The sequence below is a fragment of the Sphingomonas sp. BK069 genome, from assembly GCF_014193405.1.
Taxonomy (GTDB): Bacteria; Pseudomonadota; Alphaproteobacteria; order Sphingomonadales; family Sphingomonadaceae; genus Sphingomonas.
This window is the reverse complement of the sequence record NZ_JACHZH010000005.1, coordinates 104,464-121,926: the sequence shown is the minus strand read 5'-3', so window position 1 is coordinate 121,926 and position 17,463 is coordinate 104,464. Positions and strand designations below refer to the sequence as shown.

Sequence of the window (17,463 nt, the reverse complement as noted above, 5' to 3'; positions counted from 1 at the left end):
TATGATAGGAGCGGGAGGCGCGGAATGACGCAGCGGCGGGCGGCACTGGAGGCGGCGGAGCGACGCGCGCTCGACCTGCTCGCGGCGATCGAGTCGCGCGGGCTGATCGCGCCCGGGCGCACCGAGCGGGCGGTCGAGCACGACATCTACGCGCTGGCCGAGCGCGACTTCGGCGTCGAGAGACACTGGCACAAGCGGATCGTGCGCGCCGGCGTCAACACGCTGGCGATCGCGGCGGACAACCCGCCGGTGCGCGAGATCGCCGCCGACGACATCGTCTTCCTCGATCTCGGCCCGGTGTTCGGCACCTGGGAGGCCGATGTCGGCACGAGCTACGCGTTGGGCGACGACCCGGTGAAGCGCGCCTTGTGCCGCGACCTGGAGGCGCAGTTCGCTGCCGTCTGCGCGCGCTTCCGCGACGAGCCCGACATCACGGGCGCGGCGCTCTACGCCTTCGCGTGCGAGTCGGCCGCGGCGGCGGGGTGGCGCTTCGGCGGGCGGATCGCGGGGCATATCGTCGCGGAGTTCCCGCACGCGCGGCTGCCCGGCGCCAAGCAGGTCCACCAGATCAGCGCGGAGAACCCGACGCGGCTGCGCGACCCGGACGCGAACGGCCAAGAGCGTCACTGGATCTGCGAGATCCACCTGGTCGAGCCCGAGGGGCGGTTCGCCGGCTTCTACGAGCGGCTGATCCCGCTGGGGTGAGGGGGGCGGAAGGGGCTCGCGACCGCTCCTCCCATAGCCGTCATCCCGGACCCTTCGACAAGCTCAGGAGAGCCTTGGTCCGGGATCCACCGGCCCGCACATCCAGCGGTGGCGGCGCCTGCGGCACCGTGGATCCTGAAACGAGTCCAGAATGACGGCAGGAATGAGGAAGAGGACAGGGCAAGTACGACGCCCCCCAGCCCATCACGCCTCGCTCGTCGCGCTCCCGTCGTCGGGCAACTGCTCCCGTGCTGCTCCGTCGAGCACCGCCTCTTGCCGCGCGCGCTCCTGCCGCTCGGCCTGTTTCTCCGCCTTGGTGCGGCCGTAGGCGGCGCGGTTGGCCGCCGCCTGAGCGGCGTCCGCGGCCCGTCGCTTCGCCTTGCGCGCGCGGCTCAGCGAGACCAGCGCGCCCATCTCAGCCGCGCACGTCCTTGGCGATATTGTCGAGCAGCCCGTTGACGAACCCTGCCTCGCGCTTCTGATAGAAAGCGTGCGCGACGTCGACGTAGGAGCTGATCGCCGCGCCCACCGGCACGTCCTCGCGCGCGAGCAGCTCGTAGCAGCCGGCGCGCAGGATCGCCTTCATCGGCTTGTCGAGCCGCTCCAGCGTCCAGCCGGTGCTCAGCTTGGCCTCGATCAGCCGGTCGATCTCGCCCTGGCGCGCGTTCGTGCCGGTGACGAGGTCGTCGAAGAAGTCGACGTCGGCCTCCGCGTACTGCGCCTCCTCGATCTCGGCGCCGAGTCGGTGGTGGTGGAACTCGTGGAGCAGGGCGGGCAACGCGGTGCCCTCCATCTCGCGCTGGTACAAGGCCTGGACGGCGGCGAGGCGGGCGGCGGCGCGGGCCTTGGTGCGGGCAGCGGTGCGGGACATAAGCGGCGCCCTGTACGCCGGTGCGCGCGCCGCGTCACCCCTCCCGCGCCGTTGATCTCGATCAGGCTGTTCGCGTGCTGATCTGGCGCAACGTCCCCGGCTCCCCGTCGTTCGTGCAGCATCCCTTCGCACATAGTCAGAGGAGCATCACCATGGGCCTGTTCACCAAGGACATCGCGACGCTGCACGACCTGTTCCTGCACACGCTGCAGGACATCTATTACGCCGAGCACCAGATCACCAAGGCGCTGCCCAAGATGATCGAGAAGGCGACCGCGCCCGAGCTCAAGCAGGGCTTCGAGACCCACCTGCGCGAGACCGAGGGCCAGATCGCGCGGCTGGAGCAGGCGTTCGACGCGCTGGGCGAGAAGGCCAAGGCGGTGACTTGCCCCGCCATCGACGGCATCATCAAGGAAGCCAACGAGGTCGCCGGCGACATCGCCGACAAGTCGGTGCTCGACGCCGCGCTGATCGCCTCGGCGCAGGCGGTCGAGCATTATGAGATCACGCGCTACGGCACGCTGATCGCCTGGGCCAAGCAGATGGGCCACGACCAGGTCGTCACCCTGCTCCAGGCGACGCTCGACGAGGAGAAGTCGACCGACGAGAAGCTGACCTCGCTGGCCGAGAGCAAGGCCAATGCGAAGGCGGACCTCGCGACCGCGTGAGGCGGAGGGGCCGCTCGGAGAGGGGCGGCTCGGGAGGCTTGAGGTGGCAGGGCGTCCGGTCGGAGAGCGGCCCGCCGCCCTGCCTTCTTGTTACCCGGCGAACGCCGGGGCCCAGGTGGGGGACGCTGTTGAGCCAGGTGACGGGAGTCACGCTCACGTCTCCGCGTGAGCCGACGTTGGCATGTGACCACCGTCGCACGTCACCGCCACGGCCGTCCCAACTGGGCCCCGGCCTTCGCCGGGGCACAAGCGGTGGGTGTCGGGTGCGATAGCGCACGCCGCGGTATCCGCGACGTCACCCCCTTCATCCCGCCCGCGTCGCCCGCTAGGGCGAGCCGCGTGACCCCGACGCTGCCGATCCACACCGTCCTCCCAGCGCTGCTCGCCGCGCTGCGCGACGTCGGCGCCGCGGTGCTGGTCGCACCGCCCGGCGCGGGCAAGACCACCGCGGTCGCCCCCGCGCTGCTCGCCGAGCCCTGGTGCGACGGCGAGATCATCGTCACCTCGCCGCGCCGCCTCGCCGCGCGCGCCGCGGCCGAGCGGATGGCGCAGCTCGCCGGCGAGCCGGTCGGCCAGACCTTCGGCTATGCCACGCGGCTCGACACCCAGCGTTCCGCGGCGACTCGCGTCACCGTCGTGACCGAGGGGATCCTCACCGCGCGGCTCCAGGGCGACCCCGAGCTGACCGGCGTTGCCGCGCTGCTGTTCGACGAGGTGCACGAGCGCAGCCTCGACGGCGACTTCGGCCTCGCGCTCGCGCTCGACGCGCGCGCCGCGCTGCGCCCCGACCTGCGCGTCGTCGCGATGTCGGCGACGCTCGACGGCGGGCGCTTCTCCGAGTTGCTCGACGGCGCGCCGGTGGTCGAGAGCGAGGGGCGCAGCTTCCCGCTGGAGCTGCGCCACCTCGGCCGCGCCGCCGAGGCGCGGCTCGACGACTCGATGGCGGCCGCGATCCGCCAGGCGCTGCGCGAGGAGCAGGGCGGGGTGCTCGCCTTCCTCCCCGGTGTCGCCGAGATCGAGCGCACCGCCGAGCGGGTCGGCGACCTGCCCGGGGTGCGGCTCCACCGCCTCCACGGCAGCCTCGACCCCGCCGCGCAGCGTGCCGCGATCCGCGCCGAGCCCGATGGCGCGCGCAAGCTCGTACTCGCCACCAGCATCGCCGAGACCAGCCTGACGCTCGACGGCATTCGCGTGGTGGTCGACAGCGGCGTGGCGCGGCGCCCGCGCTACGACCGCGCCGCCGGGATGACGCGGCTGGTCACCGAGCGCGCCAGCCAGGCCGCGGCGACGCAGCGCGCCGGCCGCGCCGCGCGGCAGGGGCCGGGCGTGGCCTATCGCCTGTGGGAGGCGGCGGCGACCGCGGGCATGCCGCGCTTCGACCCGCCCGAGATCCTTGAGGCTGACCTCTCCGCGCTCGTGCTCGCCTGTGCGTTTTGGGGGGTGAGTGACCCGCGCGAGCTGCGCTGGCTCGACGCGCCGCCCGAGGCCGCGGTAACGGAGGCGCGCGCGCGGCTCACCGCGCTGGGCGCGCTCGACGCGGACGCGCGGCCGACCGCGCACGGCCGCGCGATCGCGGCGCTGCCGATGCCGCCGCGGCTCGCGCACATGCTGCTCGCCGCCCCCGACCCGCGCCGCGCCGCCGAGGTGGCGGTGCTGCTCCAGGAGCGCGGGCTTGGCGGCGCGGACGCGGACCTCGAGCTGCGGTGGCGGCGCTGGCGCGGCGACCGCTCGCCCAAGGCGGAGAGCGCGCGCGGGATGGCAAGGCGCTGGGCGGGGCTGGTGACGCGCGGGCAGGACGAGGGCGCGCCCGAATCGATCGGCGCCTGTGTCGCTCTCGGCTTCCCCGATCGCGTGGCGCGGCGGCGCGACGCGAGCGGCGAGCGCTGGGTGTCCGCCGGCGGGCGCGGGTTCAAGCTCGACCCGACGTCGCCGCTCGCCAGCGCGGAATGGCTCGCGGTGGCGGAGACGCAGGGCATGGCGGCGGGGGCACGCATCCTCGCCGCCGCGCCGATCGCGGCGGAGGAGGTGGAGGCGCTGTTCGCCGACCGGATCGAGACGCGCCGCACCGCCGACTTCGATCCCGCCACCGGCGCGGTGCAGCCGCTGCGCGAGCGCCGGCTGGGCGCGATCCGGCTGTCGAGCGGGCCGGACAGCACGGCCGACCCCGCGCTGATCGCCGCGGCGTTGGTCGAGGGCGCGCGGGCGCACGGTCTCGCGCTGCTGCCCTGGTCGCGCGCGGCCGAGGCGCTGCGCACGCGCGCGGCCTATGCGGGTGTATCGCTCGACGACGCCGCGCTGCTGGAGCGGCTCGACGACTGGCTGCCCGCGCTGGTCGAGGGCAAGCGCCGGCTCGATGCGATCGCGCCCGGCGCGCTGGTGGAGGCGCTGCGCACGCTGCTCGGCTGGGACTCGCTGCGTGCGATCGATCGTGTCGCACCGGCGGACTTCACCAGCCCGGCGGGCTCGACTCACGCGATCGACTATGGCGCGGAGGCGGGGCCGACGGTGGAGCTGCGCGTCCAGGCGTTGTTCGGGCTCGACCAGCATCCGGTGGTCGGGGCCGAGCGCGTGCCGCTGGTGCTGTCGCTGACCTCGCCCGCGGGCCGGCCGATCCAGACGACGCGTGACCTGCCCGGTTTCTGGCGCGGCAGCTGGCACGCGGTGGCCAAGGAGATGCGCGGCCGCTACCCGCGCCACCCCTGGCCCGACGACCCGGCCGGCGCGGCGGCGACGCTGCGCACCAAGAACGCCGACGCGCGACGCGGGTGAAGGCGACACACGTGCGTTACGCGTCATCGCACAGTCCGGTCAAAGGTTTCTCTTCTAGCTGTGAACATTCACATCCGCGCATTCGGCGCGATCGAACACGATCACAGCCGAGCAACAATGCGGCGATGTTAGCGCTCACGCCTAAACCGGTTACATTCTCGCCTTGATCTCACCGGTTGTTACTCCCATAGGCCCAAAAATCATAAGAATAGCCGTGGTCAAGCGGCAGTGTTTCACGGGAGAGGAACGGGTCATGCGAACATCGATCAAGCTTTGTCTGCTGCTGGGCAGCGTCCTGAGCGGCGCGCCCGTGCTGGCGCAGACCGGCTCGGCACCCGAGAACCCGGCCTCGGTGCCGCAGGAGCAGACGCCCCCCGCCGCCGCGGTCGGCCAGGACGCCCCGGTCGGCCAGGGTGGCGCGGCGGTCGCGCCGGACGCTCCTGCCGCCGGCGACGAGATCGTCGTCACCGGCATCCGCGCCAGCCTCAGCTCCTCGGCGCAGACGAAGCGTGACGCGAACCAGATCGTCGATTCGATCAGCGCGGTCGACGTCGGCAAATTCCCCGATGCCAACATCGCCGAGTCGCTCCAGCGCATCACCGGCGTGGCGATCGACCGCTCGGGCGGCGAGGGCCAGTTCATCACCGTCCGCGGCCTCGGGCCCGAGTTCAACACCGTCCTCGTCAACGGTCGCGTCATGGCGACCGACAACGCGGGGCGCGAGTTCTCGTTCGACGTGCTGTCGTCGAACATGATCCAGCGCACCGACGTGTTCAAATCGCCCGTGCCCGAGCTGCAGGAAGGCGGCATCGGCGCGACGGTCAACATCGTCACCGCGCGTCCGCTGGAGGGCCGCAGCGGCTTCCGCGCCGCGGCGCAGATCGGCGGCATCTACGACCGCTCGCGCGAGCGGATCACCCCCGATCTTGCCGCCACGGTCTCCTACGCCAACCCGGACAAGACCTTCGGCGTGCTGCTCGCGGGCTCCTACACCAAGCGCAAGAGCCAGACCGATCAGATCGCGATCGACGGCTGGATCAACGGCCGCCCCGATATCGTCCAGACGATCGGCGGCGTGCCGACGCTGATCACCGGGTCGGACTCGCGCTATCCCGTCACCGGCAACGCCAACCTGCCGCAGAGCGTCTACTACCAGCGCGCGCAGGAAGAGCGCGAGCGGATCAACGTCTCGGGCGCGGTGCAGTTCAGGCCGGCGGACAATCTCGAGATCACCGTCGACGGCATCTACTCGCGCTTCAACATCTCGGGCGTGACGCGCCGCCTCGATAACTTCATGGCCGCGCCTTATTACCAGCCGACCTTCGACGACACCAACACCGCCACCGGCCTGACCATGCTGGGGCGCGACTTCATCGCCGCCAACCCGCAGTTCCTGGCCGCGAACCCGACGCTGACCAACAACGGCGTCAACGCCAAGGTCGATCACGTCTACAACACGACCAATCGCAAGTCGGACAGCTATCAGGTCGGTGCCAACGTAAAGTGGAACCCGACCGAGAACGTCGAGCTGCGCTTCGATGCCTCGAAGACGGGTGCCAACCGCAACTCGCCCAACGCCTATTACGTCTATGGCGCGCTGCTGCCCTACAGCTACCAGTTCTCGCTCGACGGCGGGAAGGGCATCCCGGCGATCTCCTACGACAACAGCATCATCAACAACCCCGACCTGATGCGGCTGCACTACATGGGGATCGACGCCAACCGCTCGCGCGACCGCGGCTCGGAATATCACTTCGACACCAAGTGGACTGTCGACGGCTCGATCCTGCGCAACGTGACGCTCGGCGGGTCGTACACCGAGCGGCGCAAGATCAACCGCCAGTTCAACAACAGCGACTCGAACTGCACCTATTGCGGCTACCAGGTGCCGATCGCCTCGGGCCTGCTCCAGCCCTATGAGTGGGGCGACCTGCTCGGCGGCGGGCAGAACATCCCGCCCTCGCTGTTCCAGGTCGATCCGCAGGCCTTCCTCGCCTATCTCAACGATCCCGCCACGCTCAACATCCCCTCGAACGGGCGCACGCCCGAGCAGCAGGCGGCCTATGCGGCGCAGGTGCAGGCACTGGAGGGCGGGCCGTTCGGCGTGCGCGAGCAGCTGCGCGGCACCGTCAACGTGCAGGAGCGGCTGACCGCGGGCTATATCAGCATGCAGTTCGGCAACGATCGCTGGACCGGCAACGCCGGCGTGCGCGTGATCCGCACCCAGGTGCTCTCCTCGGGCTTCGACACGCCGGTCACCGGGATCGCCAACACGCCGGGCGACGACACGCTGCAATATACCTATGGGCCCGCCACCGCGATCGCGGTGCGCAGCAGCTACGTCAACGCTTTGCCCTCGGCCAACGTGAAGTACAACCTGACCGAGAAGCTGATCGCGCGCGCCGCTTTCTCGCAGACGATCACGCGACCGACGCTGACCGACCTGGGCGTCAACAACGATTACGGCGGGCGCATCGCGGTGCCGCTGTCGTCGGGCGGCAACCCCAACCTGCTGCCGTTCCGCTCGACCAACTATGACCTGTCGCTGGAATGGTATCTCTCGCGCGTGAGCTACATCAGCGTGGGCGGCTTCTATAAGGACCTGTCCGACTTCCTCGAGCTGCAGACGCTGCCGGTCGAGCGCTTCGGTCGGGTCTATCAGGACACGCGCACGCGCAACGGGCAGAGCGGCACGATCAAGGGCATCGAGGTCGGCGGGCAATATTCGTTCGACGCGCTAGGCGGCTTCGTCGGCGGCTTCGGCCTCACCGGCAACTACACCTATGTCGCCAGCAGCGCCGAGCGCGACCAGGTGCTGGCGGACTTCCAGTGCGGCTACAACGGCCTGTCGCCGCACTCGGCGAACGGCAGCGTGTTCTACGAGAAATACGGCATCTCGGCGCGCGTGTCGTACAACTGGCGCTCGGACTATCTGCGCAACTGTCGCGACAGCCAGTCGCGGCCGCGCAACCGCTCCTCGTACGGCCAGCTCGACTTCAACGTGTCCTACGACCTCACGCCGAATTTCCAGCTCTACGTGCAGGGCGTGAACGTGACCAACGAGTTCATCGACGAGTGGTCGGCGATCAAGGAGCGCTACCTGCTCCAGCAGGAGACCGGCGCGCGCTACAACGTCGGCCTGCGCGTCAAGCTGTGAGGGGGTGAGGGCGCGTTGCGCTGAGGCGACGCGCGCTTAGGGAGCGCGATCGGCGCACGCTTCACCTTCCGTCATCCCGGACCAGGTCCGGGATGACGGAAGGGGTTCGCAGACGGGTCGTGCGGCGCAAGCGGAGGGGTGACGCCAGGGAGTCGATGCGCCACCCCCCTCCCGCGCGACCCGCGGAGGTGCTAGCGGCGCGCGCATGACTCGCCGTCCCGCTCTCGTCGCGCTGCTGCTCGGCGTCGCTGCCGCCTGCGGCTTCGCCCCGCTCGAGCTGTGGTGGCTCGCGCTCGCCGCGTTCGCGGGATGGCTGGCGCTGGTCCATGCCGCGCCGACGCTGCGTCAGGCGCTGTGGCGCGGCTATGCCTTCGGCGTCGGTCATTTCACCATCAATGACAATTGGTTCCAGCACGCCTTCACGTTCCAGGACAAGATGCCGCACGCGCTGGGCTATCTCGCCCCGTTCGCGCTCGCGCTGTACCTGGCGGTGTTCCCCGCCGCCGCGGCGGGGCTGGCGTGGCGGATGCGGCGCGGCACCGCACCCGATCTCGGCTGGGTGATGCTGGCGGGCGCGTGCTGGATCGCCACCGAGTGGGTGCGCTCCTGGCTGTTCACCGGCTATGCCTGGGACCCGCTCGCGGTGATGTGGGTGCCGGTCCAGCCGGTGGCGTGGCTGGCGAGCCTCGTCGGCACCTACGCGCTGTCCGGCCTCACCGTGGCGCTCGCGGGCCTGTTGCTGCTGGTGCCGCGCCGCGCGTTGCCGCTGGGCGGCGTGGTGCTCGCCGCCGCGGCGCTGCTCGGCGCGCAGGCGCTGAGCTATCGCGGTCCGCCTCCCGCCGCCGCACCCGACGCCCCCCGCGTCGTCGTGGTGCAGCCCAACGTGCCGCAGGACCAGCGCGGCGAGAGCGATCAGGCGATGATGCTGGCGCGGCTCACCCGCCTCTCCGGCCGGCCCGGCGCGGCGCCGCGGCTGGTGCTGTGGCCCGAGGGCGTGATCCGCGACTTCATCGAGGACGATTACCCGCTCTGGGTCTATGGCGACACCAGCCCCTGGGTCACCCGCGCGCGTATGACCGCGGTGCTCGGCCCGGGCGACATGCTGATGACGGGCGGCACCGCGCTCCAGTTCGACTCGCGCGGCGAGGTCACCGGCGCGACCAACTCGGTGTTCGTGCTCGACCCCGCGCGGCGCATCCGTGCGCGCTACGACAAGGCGCATCTGGTGCCCTACGGCGAGTATCTGCCGATGCCCTGGCTGCTCAAGCCGCTCGGGCTGGCGCGGCTGGTGCCCGGCGACCTCGACTTCGCGCCCGGCCCCGGGCCGCGCACGCTGGCGGTGCCGGGCTTCGGCGCAATCGGGGTGCAGCTCTGCTACGAGATCATCTTCTCGGGGGAGGTGGTCGATCGCGCGCACCGCCCGCGGCTGCTCTTCAACCCCTCCAACGACGCCTGGTTCGGCACCTGGGGTCCACCGCAGCACCTCGCCCAGGCGCGGCTGCGCGCGATCGAGGAGGGGCTGCCGGTGGTGCGCGCCACGCCCAATGGCATCTCCGCGGTGATCGCCGCGGACGGCACCCTGCTCGGCACGGTGGCGCACCATCTCGGCGGGGCGGTGGACGTGGCGCTGCCGCCGGCGCAGGCGGCTACCTTGTTCTCCCAATTGGGCAATGCAGCGGCGCTGCTGGTAGGGCTCGCGCTGGTGGCGGGCGCGGTTGCGTTGCGCGCGCGCCGGCGGTAAGCATATAAAGCTATCTTTATATCGTTATCTGCCGGAGCCTCCATGCGTCAGTCGTTCATCTTCACGTCGGAGTCGGTGTCGGAAGGGCACCCCGACAAGGTCGCGGACCAGATCTCGGACGCGATCGTCGACCTGTTCCTCGCCAAGGACCCCGAGGCGCGCGTCGCGTGCGAGACGATGACCACCACCAACAAGGTGGTGCTCGCGGGCGAGATCCGCGGTCGCGGCATCTACGAGAACGATCAATGGGCGCCGGGCGTGCTCGACGAGATCGAGGCGGCGGTGCGCGCCACGGTGAAGCGGATCGGCTATGAGCAGTCAGGCTTCCACTGGCAGACGTTCGACTTCTCGAACAACCTGCACGGCCAGTCGGCGCATATCGCGATGGGCGTCGACGAGAGCGGCAACAAGGACGAGGGCGCGGGCGACCAGGGCATCATGTTCGGCTACGCCACCGACGAGACCCCTGGCCTGATGCCCGCGACGCTCTATTACAGCCACAAGATCCTCGAGAAGATGGCGGCGGACCGCCACGCCGGGACCGCGCCCTTCCTTGAGCCCGACGCCAAGAGCCAGGTGACGCTGCAATATGAGAAGGGCGTGCCGGTGCGCGCCACCGCGCTGGTGGTGTCGACCCAGCATTCGGCCGAGCTGTCGAACGAGGCGGGCCAGGCCAAGCTGCGCGACTACGTCAAGGGCGTGTTCGCCGAGGTGCTGCCCGAGGGCTGGCTGCCCGAGGAGAAGGCGATCTACGTCAACCCGACGGGTCTGTTCGAGATCGGCGGGCCCGACGGCGACGCCGGGCTGACCGGGCGCAAGATCATCGTCGACACCTATGGCGGCGCGGCGCCGCACGGCGGCGGCGCGTTCAGCGGCAAGGACCCCACCAAGGTCGACCGCTCGGCGGCCTATGTCGCGCGCTATCTCGCCAAGAACGTGGTCGCGGCCGGGCTCGCCAAGCGCTGCACGATCCAGCTGAGCTACGCGATCGGCGTGGCCGAGCCGCTCAGCGTCTACGTCGACCTGCACGGCACCGGCAATGTCGAGGAGAGCAAGCTCGAGGCGGCGCTGCCCAAGCTGGTGCGGCTGACCCCCAAGGGCATCCGCGAGCATCTCAAGCTCAACGCGCCGATCTACAGCAAGACTGCGGCCTACGGCCATTTCGGTCGCGATCCCGAAGGTGACCTGTTCACCTGGGAGAAGACCGACCTGGTCGAGCAGCTCAAGCAGGCGGTGGCCTGAGGAGCGGCGGCCCGGCCCGGCCTGTGTAAGGCCGCGCCGATGCGAGTGAGCCCCTCCCCTCTAGGAGAGGGGCCGGGCTGGGGCGGTTCCGCAAGGACTGCGCTCGCGGAAGTGCCCCGCCCCCAACCCCTGCCCTGACGAGGAGGGGGCCGTCATGCGGCTCTATCCCGCTCTCGATGAGCGATGCCGGGATCCCGACTCAGGGTCGGAGTGCCGGCACTGAGCTGTTGATGCCCCTCACATCTGCGGGCCAGCGCCCCTCAGATATCCTGCACCAGCCGCCCGTACAGCTCGGGCCGGCGGTCGCGGAAGAAACCGAAGGCGGCGCGGTGGCGGCGCACGCGGTCGAGGTCGAGCGTCGCGGTGATCACGCCCTCCTCCTCGCGGTCGAGCTCGGCCAGGATGTCGCCGCGCTCGTCGGTGATGAAGCTGGTGCCGTAGAAGGTCTGGTCGTGTTCAACGCCGACGCGGTTGGCCGCGATCACCGGCACCACGTTCGAGACCGCATGCCCCACCATCGCACGCCGCCACAGCCGCGCGGTGTCGAGCGAGGTGTCGTGCGGCTCGCTGCCGATCGCGGTGGGGTAGAACAGCACCTCAGCCCCCATCAGCATCATCGCGCGCGCGGTCTCGGGGTACCATTGGTCCCAGCAGACGCCGACGCCGAGCCGGGTGCGGTGCCCCGCGCTGACCGGCCCGTCCCACACCTTGAAGCCGGTGTTGCCGGGGCGGAAGTAGAATTTCTCCTCGTAGCCGGGGCCGTCGGGGATGTGGCTCTTGCGGTACACGCCCTGGATCTCGCCGTCCGGGCCGATCATCGCCAGCGAGTTGTAATGGTGCGGTCCGTCCAGCTCGAAGAAGCTGGTGGGAATATGGACCTGCAGCGCCTCGGCGAGCGCCTGCATCGCCAGCACCGCCTTGTGCTCGCGCACGGGCGCGGCGTTGGCGAACAGCGACTCGTCCTCGACGCGGCAGAAATACTCGCCCTCAAACAATTCGGGCGGCAGGATCACCTGCGCGCCGCGCGCGTGCGCCTCGCGCACCGCCTCGGAGACCTTGGCGATGTTGGCGTCGATGTCGGCGGAGAAGGCCAGCTGCAGCGCGGCGACGGTGATCTCGGTCATGCGCGCGCACATAAGGTGCGCGCGGGCGGGAGGCTAGGGCGCAGGTGCGCGCCGCTTCCCTTCCTGCCCGACCGTCACGGCAGGATACTGCCTGTCCGGTACAGGCGATCCTCCAGCAGCGGGACGATCTCCTCCTCCTCGGTGGCGCGCGCCGGGTCGAGCGCGAGCAGCGCGGCGAGCGCGTGCCAGCCGTAGCGCGGCGTCACGGTCGCGCCGCCGGGGGCGCCGAGCCGGCGGATCACGCCGAGGCCCTGCTCCAGATCGACCGCGCCGCCGACCTCGACCGCGCTCTCGCCGCTCACCAGCACCGGCGCGCGCAGGTCGCCGCCGACCACCAGCACCGACTCCTCCCGCGCGGTGTAGATCCAGTCGCCGACGATCAGGTCGCCGGTGACGACCACGCGGCTGCCCCAGTCGTTGAGCAGGCTGCCGCAGCGCAGGCTGCCGAACACCACCAGCGCGGCATGGCCGTCGTTGCCGTCGACCTCCTGCGTCGAGACCTGGCCCGCGACGCTGAGATCGCCCTCGATCAGCGTCAGCAGCGTCAGTGGGGTGTAGTCGCCCGCGATCGTGACGTCGCCATGGTGACGCCCGGCGCTGACGTCGTCGGGCTCGAGCACGGGCGAGACCAGCTCGATCTGCGAGAGCAGGTCGGCGAGCGCGGCGTCGGGCAGCGCCTCGACCAGCACCGCGATCTTGTTCTGCCACGTCTCCATCGGCATCCGCTGCCATGCCATCGCACGTCTCCTCGCTTGTCCAAGGGCTTATAGGAGGAGGACGCAGGTGGAGCGGCAGCGCGAGTTGGCGCCTGACCCGGATCGAACGGAGCGGCGAGGCCCTTGAGCCGCGTGCGACGCGCGGCTAGCCCCCGTCGATGGACCCGCTCGACCGCATCGCCGCCGCGCTGGAGCGGCTCGCGCCGCCGCCGCCGCCCGCCGCCGACCCGCTGGCGCACCCGGCCTATGTATGGCGCGGCGGCGTGCTGGTCGCGGCGCGCGCCTTCGCGCCGCTCGACCTGGCGCTGCTCCAGCGCGTCGACCAGCAGCGTGACGCGCTGGTGGCCAATTTCGAGCGGCTCGCCGCGGGCCATGCCGCGCAGGACGTGCTGCTGTGGGGCGCGCGCGGCACCGGCAAGTCGGCGCTGGTCAAGGCGAGCGTCGGCGCGGTGCAGGCGCACGGCGGCGCGCTCGCGCTGGTGGAGGTGGCGGCGGAGCAGCTCGCCACGCTGCCCGCACTGTTCGAGGTGCTGGCGCGGCAGCCGCGCGCCTACGCGCTGTTCGTGGACGATCTCGGCGTCGATGACGCCGCCGAGGCGCGCGCGCTGCGCTCGCTGCTGGAGGGTGGCGCCGAGGCGCGACCCGCCAACGCGCGGCTGATCGTCACCGCCAACCGCCGCCATCTCGTGGTACGCGAGCACGCCGCCGCCGAGCGCGCGATCAACCCGCGCGACGCCGACGATGACCAGCTCGCATTGGCCGACCGCTTCGGGCTCAGCCTCGGCTTCCACGCCGTCGACCAGGACCATTATCTCGCAATTGTGCGCGCCTATGCCGAGCGCCACGGCCTGACCTTCGACCCCGCCGAGGCGGTGCGCTGGGCCACCCAGCGCGGCAGCCGCTCGGGCCGGGTGGCGTGGCAATATGTCGTCGAGCTCGCGGGGCGTAGCGGCATCTCGTTGTGATCGCGAGATGAATTAGGTAAGTAACAGTGACGAACCGTGGCACGATCGCGCCAGATGGAGTTGTGACACGAGTTTACAATTCGGTGGCGACAGCGTCTTCTTAACCATCGCTGCAGCGGAGCGTCCGATTCCGCGCGACTTGGAAAGCATGACGCCCGCGCCGCCCCCCTCGGCGCCGGTGCACCAGGGAGTCCATCGTGTCCGATCATCGTCTGTTCTCGCGCGCGTCGCTGCGCCACGGCGTCGCTTGCTCAGCGCTCGCGCTCGCCAGCCTGACCGTCCTCGCCGCCGCGCCGGCTCATGCCCAGGCCGCTTCGCCGACCACGCCGACGATGCCGCAGAGCGAGCAGCCGCCCGCACCGGTCGAGCAGAGCCCGGTCGAACCGGCCGCCGGCGCTGAGGCGCCCGCGGGCGGCGACATCGTCGTCACCGGATCGATCCTGCGCACTACCGATCGCGCCAGCCCCTCGCCCGTCACCACGGTGAGCGCCGAGGCGCTCGACCAGCGCGGCGTCACCACGGTGCAGGAGGGGATCCAGCAGCTCACCTCGAACAACGGCCCGGCGCTGACCAACTCCTTCAGCGCCAACGGCGCCTTCGCCGGGGGCGCGTCGGCGGTGTCGCTGCGCGGCCTGTCGACCAACTCGACGCTGGTGCTGTTCGACGGCGTGCGCGCGGCCTATTACCCGCTGTCCGACGACGGCACGCGCAACTTCGTCGATCTGAACACCATCCCCGACGACATCGTCGACCGCATCGAGGTGCTGCGCGACGGCGCCTCGTCGAGCTACGGCGCGGACGCGATCGCGGGCGTGGTCAACATCATCACCAAGCGCCAGTACAAGGGCATCGGCGGCCGCGCCGAGGCCGGGATCAGCGAGCGCGGCGACGCCTCCAACCAGCGGCTCAGCCTGATCGCGGGCACCGGCGACATCGACGACAACGGCTATAACGCGTACGTCAGCGGCTTCTATTTCCGCCAGAGCGCGCTGTACAACCGCGACCGGCCGTACCCGTACAACACTGACGATCGCCGCCGTATCTGCAACGACGGCGCGTGCGGCCCCAACCAGGTGGTCAACGGGCTCGACGGGGACGGCGGCTACACCTTCTCCGAGGGCGTCTTCAACACCGGTGGCACGCTCTACGTGCGGCCGTTCGACCCGACCAACACCGACGCGCAGGGGCGCTATCAGCAGCTCAACCCGGCGCTCGGCTGCCGCACTGGGCCGAGCTATACGCTCAACGCCGCCGATCTGGCGCGCACCGACACGGACGGCAATCTCGTCAACGCCGCCGCGCCGACCTCGGTGTGCCAGGACGATCTGGTCAACAATTACGGCGTGATCTCGCCGCAGATCGAGCGCTTCGGCGGGTCAGCGCGCTTCACCGCGCGGGTCGGCGACAATGCCGAGGCCTATGCGATGTTCAACTTCCAGCAGAGCCGGGTGGGGTATAGCGGCGGGAACGCGACGATCCGCGGCAACGCCAACGCGGGAATCGACTTCCCGCGCTTCACCACCAGCGGCACCGGCGGCGCCTTCGCGCCGGGCTCGTTCGCGCTGACGCTGCCGGCCTATGTCTGTGACAATGGGGTCGGCGCGGCCAACGGCATCGATACCGGGTGCAACGCCGCCAACGGCACGCTGAACCCGAACAACCCGTTCGCGGCGAGCGGGCAGGTGGCGCGGATCGTCGGTCGGATCCCGAGCATCCGCACCTATGACGAGACGCGCAGCCGCGTGTACCGCGCCGCGCTCGGCATCAAGGGGCAGGTCGCCGACACCTGGGACTATGCGGTCGACGCCACCGCGATGCACACCGACCTGCGCCGGTTGCAGCGCGGCTACGTCCGCATCGACAACCTGCTCACCGCGATCGCGCGCGGCACCTACAATTTCGTCGATCCGTTCGCCAACACGCAGGCGCAGCAGGACTTCCTCTCGCCCGACAACGTCAACGACGCGCAGTCCGACCTGGCGCAGGTGCAGGCGACGCTCGGCCGCTCGCTCGCGACACTGCCCGGCGGTCCGCTCCAGCTCGGCCTCGGCATCGCCTATCGCTACGAGTCGATCAACTCGCCCAGCGCCAACCCCGACTATAACGGCCCGACCGACCGCTATTTCGTGCTCAACGCCTTCGGCATCGACGGCAGCCGCTCGGTCTATTCGGCGTTCGGCGAGCTGAACGCGCCGATCGTCGACCAATTCCTCGTCAACGTGTCCGGCCGCTACGACAGATATTCGAGCGGGCAGAGCGCCTTCTCGCCCAAGGTCGGGGCCAAGTTCACGCCGTTCCGCCAGCTGGCGATCCGCGGCACCTACTCGCGCGGCTTCCGCATCCCGAGCTTCGGCGAGGCCAACTCGCTGCCGACCAGCGGCTTCGTCAACGCCTCGCCGAGCACCTATTCGGACGCGTTCCTGGCGCAATACGGCTGCTCGCAGGCGACCTTCACCTCCTGCCCGGCCTATATCAGCAACTCGTCCTACGGGCAGACGACGCGCGCCACGCCCGACCTCAAGCCCGAGAAGTCGCGCAGCTTCACCGCGGGCGTGATCTTCGAGCCGATCCGCCAGCTGACGCTGACGGTCGACTATTTCAACATTAAGAAGACCGACGCGATCGCCGCGGCGGACAATCAGGCCGCGATCGACGCCTATAACGCCGGGCAGGACGCGCCCGCCGGCTTCGGCCTGGTGCCCGACGTGGTCGACCCGCGCTTCCCCAACGCGCGCCCGCGGCTCGCCTTCGTCGAGGCGAGCTACGTCAACGAGAACACGATCCGCTCGCAGGGCATCGACTTCGGCGCGACCGGCACGCTGGACGTCGCCGACGACGTCAGCTTCACCTCGGCGGCGCAGGCGAGCCTGATCCTCGAGCTGTCCACCGAGTTCGCCGACGGGTCGAAGCAGACCTACCAGGGCACGATCGGCAACTACAATCTGACCGCCGGCTCGGGCACGCCGCGGTGGCGCGGGACGTGGCAGAACACGCTCAACTACAAGGACTACACGCTGAGCGCGACGGCGCAGTACTTCGACGGCTACAATCTCTCGGCGGAGGACCAGGGCGGCACGCGCGGCGACTGCTCGCTCAATCCCGGCTATGTGCCGTGCGACGTCAAGAGCTACATCACCGTCGACCTCACCGGCAGCGTCAAGATCAACGATCGCGCGACCTTCTACGTCAACGTGATCAACCTGCTCGACGACCTGCCGCCGATCGACCCGGTGACCTACGGCGCCAACCTCTACAATCCCGTGCAGGGCGGCACCGGGATCTTCGGGCGCATGTTCCGCGCCGGCTTCAAGGTGGGGCTGTGATCTAGCGGGGCCATCCATCCGCGCTGATCGTGCTCCTGCGCACGCAGGAGTCTAGGGTAACACAGGGCAGTGCTCCTGGCCCTGGGCTCCTGCATGCGCAGGAGCACGACCAGGGGAACGGGTGAGGGCGCGCGATGGCCCTCTGTCACAACGGCGTCACCGATCGGGGCGAGAGCGCGGGC

General features: G+C 70.4%; 12 protein-coding genes. 8 read left to right on the top strand and 4 right to left on the bottom strand.

The genetic code is table 11. The features are described 5' to 3' along the window. Window positions 1-24 precede the first annotated feature (24 nt). Complete coding sequence (locus FHY02_RS15940) at window positions 25-705, top strand: M24 family metallopeptidase (RefSeq protein WP_183923952.1); 681 nt, start codon at window positions 25-27, stop codon at window positions 703-705. Window positions 706-909: 204 nt separating this feature from the next. Here the strand turns inward: FHY02_RS15940 and FHY02_RS15935 are convergent, their stop codons facing one another. Beyond that, window positions 910-1,119, bottom strand: coding sequence for a DUF4169 family protein (locus tag FHY02_RS15935; protein ID WP_183923950.1), 210 nt, complete (start codon window positions 1,117-1,119; stop codon window positions 910-912). A 1-nt stretch (window position 1,120) separates the two neighbouring features. Beyond that, window positions 1,121-1,576, bottom strand: coding sequence for a transcription antitermination factor NusB (gene nusB, locus FHY02_RS15930; RefSeq protein ID WP_183923948.1), 456 nt, complete (start codon window positions 1,574-1,576; stop codon window positions 1,121-1,123). A 152-nt stretch (window positions 1,577-1,728) separates the two neighbouring features. On the opposite strand from nusB, the gene FHY02_RS15925 reads away from it, so the two are divergent. The 5 genes from FHY02_RS15925 to metK all read left to right on the top strand — a co-directional run bounded on the left by FHY02_RS15925 (window position 1,729) and on the right by metK (window position 11,153). Beyond that, on the top strand, window positions 1,729-2,244 hold the full coding sequence (locus FHY02_RS15925; RefSeq protein ID WP_183923946.1) for a ferritin-like domain-containing protein: 516 nt from the start codon (window positions 1,729-1,731) through the stop codon (window positions 2,242-2,244). A gap of 339 nt (window positions 2,245-2,583) precedes the next feature. Next, window positions 2,584-5,013 carry an ATP-dependent helicase HrpB gene (hrpB, locus tag FHY02_RS15920; protein WP_183923944.1) on the top strand — a complete coding sequence of 810 codons (2,430 nt, stop codon included), beginning with the start codon at window positions 2,584-2,586 and terminating at the stop codon, window positions 5,011-5,013. A 253-nt stretch (window positions 5,014-5,266) separates the two neighbouring features. Then, window positions 5,267-8,170 (top strand): TonB-dependent receptor, encoded by a 2,904-nt coding sequence (locus tag FHY02_RS15915; RefSeq protein ID WP_183923942.1) that lies wholly within the window; start codon window positions 5,267-5,269, stop codon window positions 8,168-8,170. Window positions 8,171-8,375: 205 nt separating this feature from the next. Then, window positions 8,376-9,911: an apolipoprotein N-acyltransferase gene (gene lnt, locus FHY02_RS15910; protein WP_183923940.1), complete on the top strand. Its 1,536-nt coding sequence runs from the start codon at window positions 8,376-8,378 to the stop codon at window positions 9,909-9,911. A 42-nt stretch (window positions 9,912-9,953) separates the two neighbouring features. Next, window positions 9,954-11,153, top strand: a complete 1,200-nt coding sequence (metK, locus tag FHY02_RS15905; protein ID WP_183923938.1) for a methionine adenosyltransferase — start codon at window positions 9,954-9,956, stop codon at window positions 11,151-11,153. 260 nt (window positions 11,154-11,413) lie between these two features. Here the strand turns inward: metK and aguB are convergent, their stop codons facing one another. Together aguB and FHY02_RS15895 are read right to left on the bottom strand one after the other, a co-directional pair. Then, on the bottom strand, window positions 11,414-12,277 hold the full coding sequence (gene aguB, locus FHY02_RS15900) for an N-carbamoylputrescine amidase (RefSeq protein ID WP_183923936.1): 864 nt from the start codon (window positions 12,275-12,277) through the stop codon (window positions 11,414-11,416). Between the two features lie 74 nt (window positions 12,278-12,351). Beyond that, window positions 12,352-13,014: a hypothetical protein gene (locus FHY02_RS15895; RefSeq protein WP_183923934.1), complete on the bottom strand. Its 663-nt coding sequence runs from the start codon at window positions 13,012-13,014 to the stop codon at window positions 12,352-12,354. A 137-nt stretch (window positions 13,015-13,151) separates the two neighbouring features. On the opposite strand from FHY02_RS15895, the gene FHY02_RS15890 reads away from it, so the two are divergent. Continuing rightward, complete coding sequence (locus tag FHY02_RS15890; RefSeq protein WP_183923932.1) at window positions 13,152-13,958, top strand: DUF815 domain-containing protein; 807 nt, start codon at window positions 13,152-13,154, stop codon at window positions 13,956-13,958. Between the two features lie 197 nt (window positions 13,959-14,155). Continuing rightward, window positions 14,156-17,281, top strand: a complete 3,126-nt coding sequence (locus FHY02_RS15885) for a TonB-dependent receptor domain-containing protein (RefSeq protein ID WP_311731860.1) — start codon at window positions 14,156-14,158, stop codon at window positions 17,279-17,281. The last annotated feature ends 182 nt before the right edge of the window (window positions 17,282-17,463 follow it).

Bases quoted from the DNA above. Each gene is read 5' to 3' on its own strand.
- FHY02_RS15940 (WP_183923952.1), top strand. From the start codon at position 25: ATGACGCAGCGGCGGGCGGCACTGGAGGCGGCGGAGCGACGCGCGCTC.
- FHY02_RS15935 (WP_183923950.1), bottom strand. From the start codon at position 1,119: ATGGGCGCGCTGGTCTCGCTGAGCCGCGCGCGCAAGGCGAAGCGACGG.
- nusB (WP_183923948.1), bottom strand. From the start codon at position 1,576: ATGTCCCGCACCGCTGCCCGCACCAAGGCCCGCGCCGCCGCCCGCCTC.
- FHY02_RS15925 (WP_183923946.1), top strand. From the start codon at position 1,729: ATGGGCCTGTTCACCAAGGACATCGCGACGCTGCACGACCTGTTCCTG.
- FHY02_RS15915 (WP_183923942.1), top strand. From the start codon at position 5,267: ATGCGAACATCGATCAAGCTTTGTCTGCTGCTGGGCAGCGTCCTGAGC.
- lnt (WP_183923940.1), top strand. From the start codon at position 8,376: ATGACTCGCCGTCCCGCTCTCGTCGCGCTGCTGCTCGGCGTCGCTGCC.
- metK (WP_183923938.1), top strand. From the start codon at position 9,954: ATGCGTCAGTCGTTCATCTTCACGTCGGAGTCGGTGTCGGAAGGGCAC.
- aguB (WP_183923936.1), bottom strand. From the start codon at position 12,277: ATGACCGAGATCACCGTCGCCGCGCTGCAGCTGGCCTTCTCCGCCGAC.
- FHY02_RS15895 (WP_183923934.1), bottom strand. From the start codon at position 13,014: ATGGCATGGCAGCGGATGCCGATGGAGACGTGGCAGAACAAGATCGCG.
- FHY02_RS15890 (WP_183923932.1), top strand. From the start codon at position 13,152: ATGGACCCGCTCGACCGCATCGCCGCCGCGCTGGAGCGGCTCGCGCCG.